This is a genomic window from Micromonospora orduensis (genome assembly GCF_006228125.1).
Lineage (GTDB): Bacteria > Actinomycetota > Actinomycetes > Mycobacteriales > Micromonosporaceae > Micromonospora > Micromonospora orduensis.
The window spans coordinates 24,205-38,792 of record NZ_VDFY01000172.1 but is presented as its reverse complement, the minus strand read 5'-3'; the positions used below and the strand labels follow the sequence as shown (position 1 = coordinate 38,792).

At 71.0% G+C, this 14,588-nt stretch carries 13 protein-coding genes and 1 tRNA gene; 10 read left to right on the top strand and 4 right to left on the bottom strand.

Translation table 11 applies throughout. The features are described 5' to 3' along the window. The first annotated feature begins 179 nt into the window (after nucleotides 1-179). Together FHG89_RS18455 and FHG89_RS18445 are read left to right on the top strand one after the other, a co-directional pair. The gene (locus FHG89_RS18455; protein WP_167517458.1) at nucleotides 180-1,172 is read left to right on the top strand and encodes an SIR2 family protein; all 993 of its coding nucleotides are present in this window, start codon (nucleotides 180-182) and stop codon (nucleotides 1,170-1,172) included. A gap of 824 nt (nucleotides 1,173-1,996) precedes the next feature. Beyond that, entirely contained in the window at nucleotides 1,997-3,766 is a 1,770-nt protein-coding gene (locus tag FHG89_RS18445; RefSeq protein ID WP_167517457.1) for an NACHT domain-containing protein, read from the top strand. A gap of 113 nt (nucleotides 3,767-3,879) precedes the next feature. On the opposite strand, the gene FHG89_RS18440 is transcribed toward FHG89_RS18445, so the two are convergent. Then, a tRNA-Arg gene (locus FHG89_RS18440) sits at nucleotides 3,880-3,952 on the bottom strand. 158 nt (nucleotides 3,953-4,110) lie between these two features. On the opposite strand from FHG89_RS18440, the gene FHG89_RS18435 reads away from it, so the two are divergent. Further along, nucleotides 4,111-4,806 (top strand): hypothetical protein, encoded by a 696-nt coding sequence (locus FHG89_RS18435; protein ID WP_139585624.1) that lies wholly within the window; start codon nucleotides 4,111-4,113, stop codon nucleotides 4,804-4,806. Nucleotides 4,807-4,815: 9 nt separating this feature from the next. Here FHG89_RS18435 and FHG89_RS18430 read toward each other — a convergent pair whose 3' ends face one another. Together FHG89_RS18430 and FHG89_RS18425 are read right to left on the bottom strand one after the other, a co-directional pair. Further along, nucleotides 4,816-5,880, bottom strand: coding sequence for an alpha/beta hydrolase (locus tag FHG89_RS18430; RefSeq protein WP_139585623.1), 1,065 nt, complete (start codon nucleotides 5,878-5,880; stop codon nucleotides 4,816-4,818). Between the two features lie 103 nt (nucleotides 5,881-5,983). Then, nucleotides 5,984-6,388, bottom strand: coding sequence for an HPF/RaiA family ribosome-associated protein (locus FHG89_RS18425; protein WP_139585622.1), 405 nt, complete (start codon nucleotides 6,386-6,388; stop codon nucleotides 5,984-5,986). Nucleotides 6,389-6,684: 296 nt separating this feature from the next. Here FHG89_RS18425 and FHG89_RS18420 point away from each other — a divergent pair, with 296 nt between their 5' ends. The 3 genes from FHG89_RS18420 (at nucleotide 6,685) to FHG89_RS18410 (ending at nucleotide 10,258) form a co-directional block, all read left to right on the top strand. Beyond that, complete coding sequence (locus FHG89_RS18420; RefSeq protein ID WP_139585621.1) at nucleotides 6,685-7,458, top strand: single-stranded DNA-binding protein; 774 nt, start codon at nucleotides 6,685-6,687, stop codon at nucleotides 7,456-7,458. Between the two features lie 233 nt (nucleotides 7,459-7,691). After that, nucleotides 7,692-8,720, top strand: coding sequence for a cobalamin biosynthesis protein (locus FHG89_RS18415; protein WP_139585620.1), 1,029 nt, complete (start codon nucleotides 7,692-7,694; stop codon nucleotides 8,718-8,720). After that, nucleotides 8,717-10,258, top strand: a complete 1,542-nt coding sequence (locus tag FHG89_RS18410; protein ID WP_139585619.1) for a cobyric acid synthase — start codon at nucleotides 8,717-8,719, stop codon at nucleotides 10,256-10,258. The genes FHG89_RS18415 and FHG89_RS18410 overlap by 4 nt, the downstream gene beginning before the upstream one ends. A 125-nt stretch (nucleotides 10,259-10,383) precedes the next feature. Here the strand turns inward: FHG89_RS18410 and FHG89_RS18405 are convergent, their stop codons facing one another. After that, nucleotides 10,384-10,785 (bottom strand): rhodanese-like domain-containing protein, encoded by a 402-nt coding sequence (locus FHG89_RS18405; RefSeq protein ID WP_139585648.1) that lies wholly within the window; start codon nucleotides 10,783-10,785, stop codon nucleotides 10,384-10,386. A 218-nt stretch (nucleotides 10,786-11,003) separates the two neighbouring features. Here FHG89_RS18405 and FHG89_RS18400 point away from each other — a divergent pair, with 218 nt between their 5' ends. The 4 genes from FHG89_RS18400 to FHG89_RS18385 all read left to right on the top strand — a co-directional run bounded on the left by FHG89_RS18400 (nucleotide 11,004) and on the right by FHG89_RS18385 (nucleotide 14,529). Next, entirely contained in the window at nucleotides 11,004-11,663 is a 660-nt protein-coding gene (locus FHG89_RS18400; protein WP_244295604.1) for a uridine kinase family protein, read from the top strand. A 68-nt stretch (nucleotides 11,664-11,731) separates the two neighbouring features. Continuing rightward, the gene (locus FHG89_RS18395) at nucleotides 11,732-12,871 is read left to right on the top strand and encodes a M48 family metallopeptidase (protein WP_139585618.1); all 1,140 of its coding nucleotides are present in this window, start codon (nucleotides 11,732-11,734) and stop codon (nucleotides 12,869-12,871) included. Nucleotides 12,872-12,892: 21 nt separating this feature from the next. Beyond that, the gene (locus FHG89_RS18390) at nucleotides 12,893-14,251 is read left to right on the top strand and encodes a dipeptidase (protein WP_139585617.1); all 1,359 of its coding nucleotides are present in this window, start codon (nucleotides 12,893-12,895) and stop codon (nucleotides 14,249-14,251) included. A gap of 71 nt (nucleotides 14,252-14,322) precedes the next feature. Next, nucleotides 14,323-14,529 carry a hypothetical protein gene (locus FHG89_RS18385; protein WP_139585616.1) on the top strand — a complete coding sequence of 69 codons (207 nt, stop codon included), beginning with the start codon at nucleotides 14,323-14,325 and terminating at the stop codon, nucleotides 14,527-14,529. Nucleotides 14,530-14,588: the final 59 nt, after the last annotated feature.

The following is a 14,588-nucleotide window of genomic DNA, read 5'->3' as shown; positions in this document are numbered from 1 at the left end:
GCCTACGAGGAACTCGACGCGGGCAGGTCGCCCGCCTACCGCCTTCTCGCTTCGGCTTATCGCCCACGAGCCGCTGTTCGGCCGTGGGCTACAGGAATGAGTGGTTCTCGATCTGGTTGACCGGGGGGATGACCTCGTATCGTGGTCGGAGCTGCCATCTCCCTGATAGGACCTCATCTTTGTTCGCAGAAGCGCGTCGGCTTGGCGAGCTTATAAGCCGACCCGACACCATCGTCTTCGTCGGCGCCGGAGTTTCGAACTGGTCGGGCCTGCCAACCTGGCGGGAGCTGCTGCAGCGGCTCGCGGAGTTCCTGGTCGAGAACGGCCGGTCCGCCATGCTCGTCGAGCGGGAACTAGCCAACAACGACCTGCTGCTGGCCGCCAGCTTCGGCTTCCATCAGCTCAACAGGAACGAGCGATGCGAATTTCTGCGTCGACACTGCCATGCCCCGCTGGTAGAGCCGGCAGAGCTGCACCGTGCGATCGTTGGCCTTGGAGCGCGCTGCTTCATCACGACGAACTACGACGGACTGTTGGAGCGCGCCCTGCGTGAGCACCGCCCGGGCGAGTACTTCGACGTCGTGACCCCGTTGCAGCAGATCGAGATCGCCACCGTCGTGCAGGCGAAGTCCGAGGGCTTTGTTTTCAAGCCTCACGGCGACATCAGCAGCTGCGACTCCATAGTGCTCACCCGCGAGGATTACCGGGAGATGCAGGGTGCCCGCCGCAACGTACTGGAGGCTATGCGGACCTTGTTGGTGAGCCGGCCGGTTCTGTTCGTCGGCTTCGGCCTGCGCGATCCCGACTTCCTGCTGGTGCGTGACCTGATCTCGTTGACATTCGGGGCGAACCCGGCCGGGCATTATGCGCTGATGCCCGACGTTCCTCCGGCGGAGGTTGACTACTGGAACCGGAGCTACGGCATCCGAATCATCCCGTATGCGACCGATCAAGCGGCCTCCGGTTCCGGAGCGGCACCGCCCGGTGCTCGGTTTGATCAAGGAGATCGCCGCAGCCGTTCCCGTCGACCCGAGACGTACCGCTTCCGCCATCCCGCGAGACACCGGCAATATGATCCTGGCGCTCGCCAGGCATGCGCGAAGGTTGATGAGCCAAATTGGCGAGGCAGCGGATCCGATTCCGATTGGTCTGGAGTTCACCAGCCGTCCTGACGGCGGGCTTGACAGGTTTCTGTGGAGCATCGGCAGGACTGCGGCGGATGCCCTGGCTGCCTTCCGGGGTCGGATGGTGGTCGAGGGACCGCCGGGTTCCGGCAAGAGTTTCGCCGTTCGGCAGGCGGTCCGCTCGATTGCTCGAGTACTTGAGAACGCTTGCCTGAGCGAGCCGGACGTCGAACTCAACGATCTCCGCGTGCCGGTGATCATCGAGTGCCGCGATTACGATGGCAGCATTGTCGAAATGGTGGAAAAGGCGCTACCGCTCGACGTTCAGCTGGCGGATCTGCTCGCGGCGGGTGCAGGGGTGTTCTTTCTGGATGGAGTGAACGAGGCGCCGTCCGAAAGCTACGAGGACAACCACCTCCAGTCTGATCTGGCATCGTTCATGCAACTGGCCGGCGACAACACGGTGGTACTTGCCACAAGGTTCGGCAATGAACTGGACGATCTTGGATTACCCGCCTACAAACTAGACAGCGTCTCTTCTGACTACGTTCGGTCAGAGGTGCGCCGCGCGGGGCTGAACCCGGACATGATCAATCCCAACACCTTGCGGCTGCTCGAGCGACCGCTCTACTTCGAAGCGTGGAAGAGCGATCGGATCGAGGTCACCCACGTGACTACGGTTCACGAGATTTATTCGCAGCTCGTTGACGGCATCGAGCGCGACGTTCGCGAGCGTTTCGAGCTCGGCGACCTCCACCTCGACGGCCTGTTCAGCCGCATTGCTTACAGCATGATCGACGCTGGAGAGCTCTCCGCGTCGCTCGCGCAGGTGCACGCCGAACTGCGCGCGGTCCTGCGGGACCGCGTCGCACGTGGCCGACTTCGTCAACTCCCTCATCGCGGCCGGCACGCTCGTCGCCACGCCCATGCGGAAGCTGGCGTTCTTCCATCACTCGGTCGCGGAGTACTTCGCCGCAGGCCATCTGGCCAGGCTAGTCCCGGTGGACAGCTCGGTGATCCGTCACTGTCTCGGTCGCCACGACTTCGATCAGGTACTGATGCTGGCGCTCGACTACCTTGAGGCGGACAAGGCCGACGAGGTTTTTGAACAGATGCTGCGTGTCGGTGCCAATATGGCGCTCGGTGCCCTGGATTACCTAGAAGACCGCAGGTGGGAGTGGACCCGTAAAGCGCTGCGGTTTTTGGCGAAACCGACCACCGTGCTCGACCAGGACATTAAAATTAGTTGGGCTTTGTCGCGGCTCAGGGTCGTTGAAGAACTGGCACCGGACCTGCTCGCGTTGGTCGAGGTTGGCGAAAATGTTGGCGGCCATGCAGCGGGATTGCTGGGGACGTTGGGAGGGAGCCACCGGCGGCACGTCTTGGATCTCGTGTGTGATCCGTCCCGTGGGTACAACTTCCTCGCCCGGTTGGCAGAGTCGCTTACCGACGTATCGGCTGATGAAGCGCGCGAGGTCGTCGAGCGCCTCGAAGTGTTTCCCCTCGATGAGGACTTGGCAGCTCGTTTGTGGCGGGGTGACGAGATCGACGAATTGGTCGGTCTGATTAACGGTGCTGCGGGGATTCTCAGTCAGCTGTCAGTGGGTGCCATTCTTGAATTCGGTCGTACGACGTCGTCTCCGCTTGTGAAGGTAATCGCCAGTCGCGCCCTGAACAGCAACCGCGAACCCCGGGCCCTTCAGTTTGTCGAGCAGTGCATCCTCGACGGTGGCGACTTCGCGATCGTCCACCTGTACTTCCAGCTTAAATTTGGACGGCCCAAGGGTGCGCCGCTCCCCGTCCCACCCGCAGGCCTCGTGGCGTCGCTGACGTCCGCGATGTGTGAGGGCCGCCAAGCCAAGTGGGCGGTCCCGGTGCTCAGGCAGCTGATCCAGGCGTTCCCCGACCTCGTGGTCGAGCTGCAGGCAATCCCGGGCGACAGCCCGTTCTGGGCAGCCGTGGCTGCGTACCTGGGCGGCGATCCAAACGGGTTCTTCCGCCTGCTGAAGACGGTTGCGGAGGATGGGCCGCACTATCCGCGCGACGCGGTGGAGGCGTTGGAGTTTCTCGACACCGACTGGCAGGGTCACGTTGACCTACTGGTCAGTCTCCTGCGACGCCGAGACCTGCGCCTCGCTGGTGCGATCCTGCCGCATCCGGGAGGCCGTACCGATGGCCTCGGGGTCGAACTCGGGGACGTCGTGTGGTGGCTGGAGTGGCTTCAGGAGGCACGGCAGTCGGTGCGACTGGATGGGGCCGCGTGGAAACTCGGCGAGTTTCTGGCCCGCAGTACGAACGAGGCGACGCAGGCGCGGATCGTCGAGTGCTTCAACACCATGCCGTCGTTGCGCGCGCTGACCGCCGAATTGATCTTGCCCCACATGACCGGGGTGACGCTTGAGTCGCTTAGCCGTTCGTCCGTGGATTGGCTCGTCGCGCAAATGGAGGTGCAGCCCCACGGGTTCCATCCGTCGCCGCTGGCCCGACTGGCCACCGAGGAGTTCGTGCAGTCCAGATTACTCCCGCTGCTAATCGACAACCCGTCGGATCTGTTGCGGGACAACCTCGTAAAGACACTCGAGGAGGCCGGTCGCTCGCATCGGCGACGCTACGTCGACGAGAACGGCGAGTTGGTTGGCTGACGCAAGTGTTCCCGAGGTCTCCATGACCATGCCGCGCTGGACGTTGACGCCTCCCATGGGCCGACCACGGCTCGATGTCTCCACGGGAGCCGTCGGGTCGGGAGAGGTACCTGTGCGCCCGGTAGGGTTCGAACCTACGACCTTGGGATTAGAAGTCCCCTGCTCTATCCGCTGAGCTACGGGCGCGCGGCGTGGATGTCGCGCCAGAAGGGTACCGCCAACCCACGGCGCGTCGGGCCAACGGGTGGCCGCGTCCACGTTGCCGAGCAGGGTCTCACGGAGGCGGGGCGGCTGGCATCCGGGTTCCCGCAGGCCGGCCCGGCGCCGGACCGTACCCTCGGCTGGTGTTGCTGGATCCGGACGCCGAGAGCGGCGTCGCCTACGAGCTGTGCCAGGTCGTCGGCCGTGCCATTCTTCCGTACCGTACGTCGGCGGGCTTCGGCACCGCGTTCTTCTTCCGCAGCGGTGACGACCCGGTGGGGGAGGCGCTGGTGACGGCGGCCGACCTGGTCGGTTTCCCGGATGGTGAGCTGGGTCTGCGGGGGAGCGTCACCGAGCCGGACGGGGTCGCCCCCGACGCGCTCTCCGACGTCGAGATCGTGCCCGGCTGGTCCCGCTATCCGGGCGACGGGGTGGCGGTGCTGCCGACCGCCGGGCTGCACCGGCACGCCGGCGACGGCGGCTGGCGGTGGCGGGTGCAGCCGGTGCCGGCCGCGATCGCCGCCGGGCCGGAGGCCGTCGCGCGCCTCGGCGTCGACGTGAGTTCCGCTTTCGTGCTGGCCCATGGGGTACGCGAGGACGGGTCGCGCCCGCTGGAGGTCGCGATCGAACGGGTGGTCCGCGACGGGGAAGACGTCCGGATCACCGACGAGCTGCCGACGGGGTACGTCGGGGCGCCCGTCTTCGTCGTGCAGGCCGACGCCGCCGGTGAGGTGTCGCTGTACTGCCTGGGCCTGGTCCTGCCCGGCGTCGACGGTCACCCGGTGGCGACCTTCGACCGGATCGACGCCGTCCTGCCGGCTACGCCCGGCGACGCCTGAGCCGGCCGGTCAGCCGCTGGGCGTCGTCGCGTCGGCCGGCTCGGCCGTCGGCTGCCGACCCGCCGGAATTCGGGGCTCGCCGCCGTCCGGGATGGTGTCGGCGGGCTCGTCGGCCGGGGCGGTGGGGCCGGCCGCCAAAAACGCCTCGGCCCACCGGCCCACCTCGTCGAAGACCTTCTTCCGAACGGCGGGGCCGGAGAGCGTGAGGTCGTGCAGCCCGCCGTCGAAGCGGGCCACTGTGACGTGGCGACCGAGGCGGGGCGCGTAGCGGACCATGTGCTCGACGTCCAGCACGGCGTCGGCCACTGTGGCGTTGTCGTGCCACCTGGTGCCCCGGAAGGATCGGGTGGAGCAGGCCAGCAGCACCGGCACCTGGATGTCCAGCCCGGCGCGCAGCCGACGTTGACCGGTGCGGATCGCGTTCAGCCAGCCGGCCCGGACGGGGAACCCGGCCAGCGGCTTCCACGCCAGGTCGTAGGTCCACTCGCCGCGGTGGTCGGCGTGCAGGCTCTCGCCGTACACCGTGCCGAGCCCGAACGGCAGGATGCGGTGCGGCGCCCGGCGGCCCAGCCGGGAGACGGCGGCCGCGAGGGGTCTGCGCACCGCCCAGGGTGCGTTGATGTCGAAGAAGGGGCTGTTGAGCACCAGGCCGTCGACGGTGCCGGAGTCGCGGCGGGCGTCCGCCCAGAGCGAGATGATCAGGCCGCCGGTGGAGTGACCCATCGCCAGGAGCGTGTCGTGCCCGTCCTCCGACCGGATGATCTCGGCGGCGGCGTCCAGCTCGGGGAAGTAGTCGCTGATGTCGCGGCAGAAGTTCGGGGTCTGGCCCGGGAGCAGGCTACGGCCGTACTTGCGCAGGTCGAGGGCGTAGAAATCCCAGCCACGCTCGGCGAAGAAGTCGGCCAGGTGGGTCTGGAAGAAGTAGTCGACGAAGCCGTGCACGTAGAGCACGGCCCGTCCGGTGGGGCGCTCGGCCCGCCGCCGGACCAGGGTCGCGACGACGGGCCCCTCGTCGTCGGTGCCCAGGTCGATCGTCTGCCGCTCGTACGGCGGCCCCAACACGTCCGGTTCCACGACCGCGACGCTACGCCGCAAACCTACCGAGCGGTAGCCCGCGTGGTCCCCGCGATCTTGCACTTTTCCGGTGTACGAGAGTGCAAGATCGCGGGGGCGGGGGTCAGGCCGTTTCGGCGTCGGCGCGGGGCTCGTCGACCTCGTCCTGAGGCTGCGGGATGTCGCGCAGGTGCTTGTTGTGCCGGGGCTCCTGGCGGGTCTTGGCGTCGTTGAGCCGGCGGCGCAGGTCGTCGCGGACGTCGTTGAGGGCGGCGTGCAGATCCTCCTCGGCGGAGGTGGTGACGATCTTCTGCCGGCCGGCGATCCAGCACTCCAGGGTGACCTTCTGCCCCCGGGCCTCGCGGTCCTTCACCGACACCTCCAGTTCGGTGGCGTCGGCGTGGAAGCCGGCCAGCCGGGCGTCGAGGGTGGCGAACTGCTCCGCGATCCAGTTGCGGTCGCCCTGCGAGAACCCGGCGCCCACCCGCAGGCACTCGGCAACGGTCGCCGGGTTCGCCACGGCGCTCATCGCTGCGCCTCGGTAGCGGGTGCGGTGCCGATGGTGGTGATCATCATGACGCTGACCTCTCGTCGACGTGGTGCTGTCGGTGGTGCGTTGATCAAGTCCTTACCCAGTTCGGTCGGCCCCGGAAACCGCCGACGGTTGGTCGGCCGTACCACATCCGGGCGTGATCAGGGCGTTGTCCACAGGCGGCCTCGTCGTCCACAGGCCCAGAGATCGTGCTGGCGACGTCCGCCGCCGACGGCCAGGCTCGGTGGCGAGTCGACTCGCGCTGGCAGGCTTCCCGATCCCCTGGAGGGACGATGTTCGACACGTACGTCACGATTGTCGGCAATGTGCTGACCGCGCCCGAGTGGCGTCGTACCACCCAGAGCAACACCCTGGTGGCCAACTTCAAGGTCGCCTCCACCGCCCGCCGCCTCGACCGCGACAGCGGTCGCTGGGTCGACGGAAACTCCCTTCGCGTACGCGTCAACTGCTGGCGCAAGCTCGCCGAAGGCGTGGCCGCCTCGGTGATGGTCGGCGACCCGGTGGTTGTCTGCGGCCGGCTCTACACCCGCGACTGGACCGACGACGCCGGCAACCACCGCACCCTCTACGAGCTGGAGGCGGTCGCCGTCGGCCACGACCTGTCCCGGGGTCGAGCCCGCTTCCTGCGCAACCGCCCGAGCATGACCACAAGCACCGTCGACGACGCGGAGGCCGAGAGCCGGGTGCACGGCGAGTCCACCGAGCCGGTGCCCGCCGGCGAGGCCCCGGTGCTGCCCGATGACCGACCGCTGGACGACGACTTCGAGCTGTCCGACTTCGGGGCCTCCCGTACCGGCCCGGTCGGTGCCAGCCTGGCCGACGGCGGCCCGTTCGACGGCGGCTCGTTCGGCGCTGACGGGCCGGGTCAGCGGGCCGACGACCCGACCGGGCTCGACGACGACGAACTGGACGTGCCACCCGGGGCGCCCGACGGCGACCCGACCGACGACACGGACGACGAGTTGGGTCCGGTCCCGGACGAAGGTGAGCCGGAGACCGCACCGGCCGGTCGGCGGCGACGCGGCCGGGTTCCCCAGCCGGCGTGACCGATCGGTGCGGGCCGAGCGGCAAAGCGGCCGGCTGACGTCGCTGGTGGTGCTCCGGCGCTGTGACACGACGGGGGCGGGGTGGCGGCGCGGCAGGCGTCGTCACCCCGCGTGGGCCACCGTTCAGCCCGCCGCGTACCGGTCGGCGGGCCGTCGTGCGGTCCTGCGGCGCGCGGTCGCCCCGGCTGGCGCACCGGGCACTCGTCTAGGCTGGCCGGCCGGAGGTGGTGCGCGTGCGACGGACAGCACCGGTGGCGAACGCGGTGGGGCTGTTGGCCGGGTACGCGCTGGACAGGCTCATCGGCGACCCGCGCCGGTGGCACCCGGTGGCCGGCTTCGGGCAGGCAGCCGGAGCGCTGGAGCGCCGCCTCTACCGGCCGGACCGGACGGCGGGGACGGCGTTCACCGCGCTGGCCGTGGGCGGGCCGGTGGTGCTCGGGGCGGTCGCCACGGCAGCCACCCGGCACCGGCCGGTGACCCGGGCGGTGCTCGTGGCAGCGGGCACCTGGGCCGTGCTGGGTGGTCGTACGCTGCGGCACGAGGCGACCGTCATGGGTCGTACGCTGCGCGCCGGCGACCTCCCCGCCGCGCGACGACGCCTCGGTCACCTCTGCGGCCGGGACCCGTCGATGCTGGACGAGCCGGAGTTGGCGCGCGCCACAGTCGAGTCGGTCGCCGAGAACACCTCCGACGCGGTCGTCGCCCCGCTGGTCTGGGGTGCGGTCGCCGGCCTGTCCGGCCTGCTGGGCTACCGGGCGGCGAACACACTCGACGCGATGGTCGGGCACCGGTCGGCGCGCTACGAACGCTTCGGCACCCCGGCCGCCCGGCTGGACGACCTGCTCAACCTGGTGCCGTCGAGGCTCACCGGGCTGCTCACCGTCGCCGTCGCGCCGGTGGCGAACGGTGACCGGGAGCGGGCCTGGCGGGTGTGGCGGCGTGACCGCAACGACCACCCGAGCCCCAACGCCGGGCAGTGCGAGGCGGCGATGGCCGGTGCGCTCGGGGTCCGTCTCGGCGGTCGGAACGTCTACTTCAGCCGCTCCGAGGTGCGTCCCTTCCTCGGCGACGGCCCCCGCCCCGAGGCGCGGCACCTCAAGCGGGCCGCCCGGATCTCCGACGCGGTCGGCCTGGCCACGCTGGGCCTGGCCGCCGCGTACCCGGTGACCGTCGGCCGTCTGGTCGCCGCCGTGGGTCGCCGTGGGCTCGGTGGCGCGGCTCGCCGTGGGTTCGGCGCCGCCGGGCGGGGGAGCGGGCGGTGAGCGGCGGACTGCTCGTCGCCGGCACGACCTCCGACGCCGGCAAGAGCGTCCTCACCGCCGGCATCTGCCGCTGGCTGCACCGCAAGGGCGTGCGGGTGGCGCCCTTCAAGGCGCAGAACATGTCGAACAACTCGGCTGTCGTCGTCGGGCCGGACGGGCGGGGCGGTGAGATCGGCCGGGCGCAGGCCATGCAGGCCGCCGCCTGCGGGTTGGCCCCCGACCTGCGGTTCAACCCGGTGCTGCTCAAGCCGGGCAGTGACCTGGCCAGCCAGGTGGTGCTGCTCGGCGAGGCCGTCGACACGATCACCGCCGGCACGTTCCGGCAGTTGCGTCCCCGGCTCGCCGAGACCGCGTACGCGGCGTTGGCGGAGCTGCGCGCCACGTACGACGTGGTCGTCTGCGAGGGTGCCGGCAGTCCCGCGGAGATCAACCTGCGGGCCGGCGACTACGTCAACATGGGGCTGGCCCGACACGCCAACCTGCCCACCATCGTGGTCGGCGACATCGACCGGGGTGGTGTCTTCGCCTCGATGTTCGGCACGGTGGCCCTGCTCGACCCCGAGGACCAGGCGCTGATCGCCGGCTTCGTGATCAACAAGTTCCGGGGCGATCTCGGCCTGCTCCAACCCGGACTGGACATGCTGCGACACGTCACCGGCCGCCCCACCTACGGGGTGGTGCCCTGGGCGCTCGACCTGTGGCTCGACGCGGAGGACTCCCTCGCCTACGGCCGGGTGCTCGGCCGGCCGGCCGCCCCGCGCGGCACCGAATGGCTGGACGTGGCCGTCGTCCGGCTGCCCCGGATCAGCAACGCCACAGACGTGGAGGCGCTGGCCACCGAGCCGGGTGTCCGCGTACGCCTCACCGTCGAACCAGCCGAACTGGCCGCCGCCGACCTCGTCGTCCTGCCCGGCTCCAAGTCGACAGTCGCGGACCTTGCCTGGCTACGCGAGACCGGGCTCGCCGACGCGGTTGCCGCACACGTGGCCGCCGGTAAGCCTCTGCTCGGCCTCTGCGGCGGCTTCCAGATGCTCGGCCGCGCCATCCACGACCCGGTGGAGAGCCGGCAGGGCAGCGTGCCGGGGCTCGGAATGCTGCCCATCGAGATCACCTTCGATCCGCGCAAGACCGTCCGGCAGTCGGTGGGCACCGCCCACGGTGGCCTCCCGGTGCGCGGCTACGAGATCCACCACGGGTACGTCTCGCACGCCGACCCCACCCTGGCCCCCCTGCTGACCGGCGCCGACGGTGCCGGTGAGGGCGCCGTGCTCGGGGCGGTGCACGGCACGCACTGGCACGGTGCGTTCGAGTCCGACCAGTTCCGCCGCTGGTTCCTCACCGAGGCGGCCCGGCTGGCCGGGCGTACCGGCTTCCAGGTCGCACCGGACACCAGTTTCGCCGCGGCCCGGGAACGCTCACTCGACCTGCTCGGCGACCTGGTCGAGGAGCACCTCGACACCGACGCCCTCTGGCGCCTCGTCGAGTCCGGCCCACCGGCCGGCCTCCCCTTCATCCCGCCCGGCCCCCCACCCTCCTGACCGACCGCCCCGGACGCGGCCGGAGCCGGGCAGGCGCGGCGCGGACCCGGGGAGCGAGGCGCGGCGCCGGCCCGTCGGCAGGCGGGGCGCGGAGCCGGGCAGGCGCGGGCGGACGTCGGTGGGATTCAGGGGCGGATGTCGGCGGGGCGGTCGGTGGTGGGCAGGCCGGCGGCGAGCCAGGCGTCGACGCCGCCGATCATGTCGGTGGCCCGGCGCAGGCCGAGCGTCTGGAGGCTGGCGGCGGCCAGGCTGGAGCTGTACCCCTGCCGGCACACCAGGACGATCTCCCGGTCGTAGCCGGTGGCCTCCGGGATGCGCCAGGCGCTGGCCGGGTCGAGGCGCCACTCCAGCACGGTCCGGTCGATGACGATCGCTCCGGGCAGGTCGCCCTGTTCGCGGCGCTGCGTCTCGGTGCGGGTGTCGACCAGCAGGGCCCCGCCCCGGACCGCCTCGACGGTCTGTTGCGGAGTCAGTCGGTGCAGCCCGGCTCGGGCCTGTTCGAGCAGGGCGTCGATGCCGGGGCTCATCACGTCTCGGAGCACCACCCGATGATGCCGATTCCGATGCCACCCCCGACGGCGAACGGGTCGGGCATCACCCGCCGTAGCCCCAATTCCCCCGGACGTGACGGGTGGCCGACCAGGACGGTCAACCGGACGTGTCAGCCCGCCGCTCGCGGCGGCGACGGCATACTGCGATCGTGTCCGAACCCGCCAGCCCACCCGCCGCGCAGCGCGGTGGCTCGGTGCCGGACGAGGTGACGGCCCACGGCGGGACCGGGAGGCTGCCCGTGGCAGTCGTCGAGGCGTACGCCGAGTTGGCGCGTCGGGTGCTCGCGGGCCCGGCGCGGTTGGGGCGGACCCGGCTGGTGGCGGTGGACGGGCCGAGCGGCGCGGGCAAGAGCCGGTTCGCCGCGCGCCTCGCGGAGGCTCTGGCGGCGCTGCCCGGTGGACGGCCGCCGGTGGTGCACACCGACGACCTGCTCGACGGTTGGGACGATCAGCTCACCTTCTGGTCCCGGCTCGACGAGGAGGTGCTGGCCCCGCTGCGCGAGGGGAGAGCGGGTGCCTACCGCCGCTACAGCTGGGTGCGGCGAGCTTTCCTGCCCCGCCCGGTGTCCGTACCGGTGACGCCGGTGCTGCTGCTGGAGGGGGTCAGCGCCGCCCGTGCGGTGGTCCGGCCGGAGGTGACGCTTGCGGTGTTCGTGACGGCGCCCGCGTCGTTGCGGCTGGCGCGCGCGGTGTGGCGGGACGGCCCGGAGATCCTGCCCGAGTTGCGTCGGTGGCACGTGGGGGAGCGGGCGCACTTCGAGGCCGACGACACCGCCGCCCAGGCCGATCTGGTGGTCGACGGGGCGCCGGCCCTGCCGCTCGACGGGGACCGGTACTACGTGCGGGTCCGCTGAGCGGGCATGGACGTCGGCCATCGGCTGGGGCACGATGCGAGGAGCTACGGCGAAACGGGGAGCCCACCATGACGGCAGCGGACGCGCCAGCGCGGCGTCGGATCACCCTCACCGGCATCAGTTCCCGGGCCTGGGAGCATCCGGCCGACCGGGGCGCTCTCGTCGCGTTGCGGGAGCTGCGCGGGTTCGACGACGTGGTGCGGGCGTTCTTCGGGATGTGGAACGAGCGCGGTTTCCGGCTGTCCGTGCTGGCGTCCGGCATCCGGGTCGACCACCGCCAGTATCCGGCGGTGTGGCAGCGCTACACCGAGGCGGCGGCGGCGCTCGACGTGGCCGAACTGCCCGAGCTGTACGTGACCCAGTCGCCGTGGCTGGGCGCCGAGGCGGTCGGGCTGGAGCGGCCGTTCATCGTGCTGAACTCCGCCTGCGTGCAGCAACTCGACGAGGACGAGCTGCGCTGCCTGCTCGGCCACGAACTGGGGCACGTGGGCAGCGGGCACGCGGTCTACAAGACCATGCTCATGATCCTCACCCGGTGGGCGGCCAACCTGAGCTGGCTGCCGGTGGGCGCGTTCGCGCTGCGGGCGATCATCGCGGCGATGCTGGAGTGGTGGCGCAAGGCGGAACTCTCCGCCGACCGGGCCGGTCTGCTCGCCGGGCAGGACCCGGCCGCCGCGCTGCGGTTGCTGATGAAGCTCGCCGGTGGCGGTGACCTGTCCCAGATCGACACGACCGCGTTCCTGGAGCAGGCGGCCGAGTACGCCGGCGGCGGCGACCTGCGCGACAGCCTGCACAAGATCCGGATGACGGCGTGGAGCACCCACCCGGTGCCGGTGGCGCGGGCGGCGCAGCTGCGGCAGTGGATCGACTCCGGGGCGTACGGGCGGGTGCTGGCGGGGGACTATCCGCGCCGCGAGGACGACAGCTCGACAAGCGTGTCGGAGGAGATCAAGGCGGCTGCCGAGTCGTACCGGGAGGAGTTCAGCAGGTCCACCGACCCGCTTGTCGGTCTGCTGCGCCGCCTCGGCGACGGGGCCAGTGACGTCGGCGAGTGGGTGGGCGGCACCGCCGGCCGGGCCCGGTCCTGGATGGATGCCGCCACCGAGGCCGCCGGCCGCGCGCAGCGCGCCAGCCGGACCGCCGGCGCGCGGGCGGCTTCCGGCCCGTCCGGCGGCGACGGTACGGGCTCCGCCGACACGCCACGGTAAGGCCGGCATACGATTCCGGTCATGACCTCACCGATCCTGTCCGAGTCCGAGGTGCGGGCCGCCGTCGAGCGGGAGATGCCCGGCGTACGGGCCGACCTGGAACGCCTCGTCCGCATCCCCGGCATCGCCTTCGACGGTTTCGACCACTCGCACGTGGAACGGTCCGCCGAGGCGGTCGCCGAACTGCTGCGCGGCTGCGGCCTGAACGTCGAGATCGTGCGTTCCGGCGGCCAGCCCGCCGTGATCGGGCGTCGGGCTGCCCCGCCCGGTGCGCCCACCGTGCTGCTCTACGCCCACCACGACGTGCAGCCGGTCGGCGACCGGTCGCTGTGGGAGTCCGACCCGTTCGAGCCGGTCGAGCGGGACGGTCGGCTCTACGGCCGGGGCGCGGCCGACGACAAGGCCGGCATCATGGCGCACATCGCGGCGCTGCGCGCGTACGGGGACGCGTTGCCGGTCGGCGTGGTGCTCTTCATCGAGGGCGAGGAGGAGTTCGGCTCCGATTCGCTGGAGCGGCTGCTCGTCGAGCACCGCGACGAGATCGCCTCGGACGTCATCGTGATCGCCGACTCCGCCAACTGGGACATCGGCGTACCGGCGTTGACGACCTCGCTGCGCGGGATCGTGAACTGTTTCGTCGAGGTGCGCACGCTGGACCACGCCGTGCACAGCGGCATGTTCGGCGGCGCCGTGCCGGACGCGCTCACCACGCTGGTCCGGCTGTTGGCCACGCTGCACGACGACGCCGGTGACGTGGCGGTGGAGGGGCTGGTCGGCCGGGTCGGCGCGACAGTCGACTACCCGGAGGACCGGTTCCGGGCCGAGGCGGGGCTGGCCGAGGGCGTGCGCCTGATCGGCACCGGCCGGATCACCGACCGGATCTGGACCAAGCCGGCGCTGGCCGTGCTCGGCATCGACGCGCCGTCCACGGGCGAGGCGCCGAACGCCCTGGTGCCGGCCGCGAAGGCGAAGCTCAGCGTCCGCCTCGCCCCGGGCGACGACCCCAAGCGGGCGTACGAGGCGGTGCGCGCACACCTGGAGAAGCACGCGCCGTGGGGCGCGCGGGTGACGGTCAGCTTCGAGCACGACGGCGACCCGTGTGTGATCGACGCGTCCGGGCCGATGTTCGACGCGGCCCGGTCGGCGTTCCGGGCCGCCTGGGACGGCACCGAGCCGGTGGACATCGGCATCGGTGGTTCGATCCCGTTCATCGCGACGTTCCAGGAGATGTTCCCGAAGGCGGCGATCCTGGTGACCGGTGTGGAGGATCCGCACGCCCGCGCGCACGGCCCGAACGAGAGCCTGCACCTGGGGGAGTTCGCCCGGGTCTGCCTCGCCGAGGCCCTGCTGCTCGCCAGGGTGGCCGCGGCCGCCGCCTGAGAACGGCAAGTTCGCGTCTGATCTGCCTGTTTACGGCGTGTCGCCGACCGGGTTGTTATAGCCTTTCGAACATGAGTACGAACGAGGTGATGGCCCGGTTGGGGGCCGCCGTCAGCGCGCTGGGGGACGTCGACGTCTCCGCGTGGTCCGAGGACACGCTCAACGAACAGCTCGGTGATCTCTCCGCCGCACTGGTCGCCCTCGACTCGGTGCTCGCCCGGGTCGCCGGCGAGGTCCGCGCGCGGGGGCTGCGCATCGAGGAGCCCGTCTCCGCCTGATCCCGCCGCCTCTCGTGGGCGGCACCACGCCGGCACCGCCCGGGCACGGCAATGCCCGG